Below are 450 nucleotides of genomic sequence, written 5' to 3'. Positions count from 1 at the left end.
CGGTCCGGGGGGTCGTCGTGCTGTGGGTTTTTTCCGGTGTTTTGTTTCTTGTTGTTGTGGTGTCTTTTTTGCCCCCCCCCCCCCCACTTCCCTATCCGGCGCGGGCGAGGTTGTGCATCCGGGCGATGCCGAGCATGGCGTGGTGGACGCCATCGCCCTTGAGCCGGCAGTCGCGGAGGGTCTTCCAGGTCTTCATGCGGGCGAAGACGTGCTCGACGGGGCGACGTCAGGCCGGGACGCCGAGCGGCGGGTGCTCGAGCACGCGGGGCTTGTACTCGACCAGCTGGATGCGGCCGTCGAAGGTGCGGTGCTCGATCATCTCGAGGGCAACGTCCGGATAGCCGTCGTAGATGCGTTCCTCGCCCGTGGCCCCGGTGATCACCGGGAACATTACGACCCGGAGGCGGTCGACGAGTCCGGCTCGTAGCAGGGACCGGCACAGGCTGAGGC

The 450-nt window shown here is 66.9% G+C and carries 1 protein-coding gene and 1 pseudogene; both read right to left on the bottom strand.

The window, feature by feature from the left end; genetic code table 11:
- Window positions 1-91: 91 nt before the first annotated feature.
- Window positions 92-226: pseudogene (locus ACFWBW_RS36180) on the bottom strand (IS5/IS1182 family transposase); the annotation flags it as partial.
- The coding region (locus tag ACFWBW_RS36175) for a dihydrofolate reductase family protein (RefSeq protein WP_385382201.1) at window positions 227-450 on the bottom strand (224 nt) is incomplete at its 5' end.

Source organism: Streptomyces sp. NPDC059957, from assembly GCF_042730015.1.
Taxonomy (GTDB): Bacteria; Actinomycetota; Actinomycetes; order Streptomycetales; family Streptomycetaceae; genus Streptomyces.
This window is presented reverse-complemented; position numbering and strand designations above follow the sequence as displayed.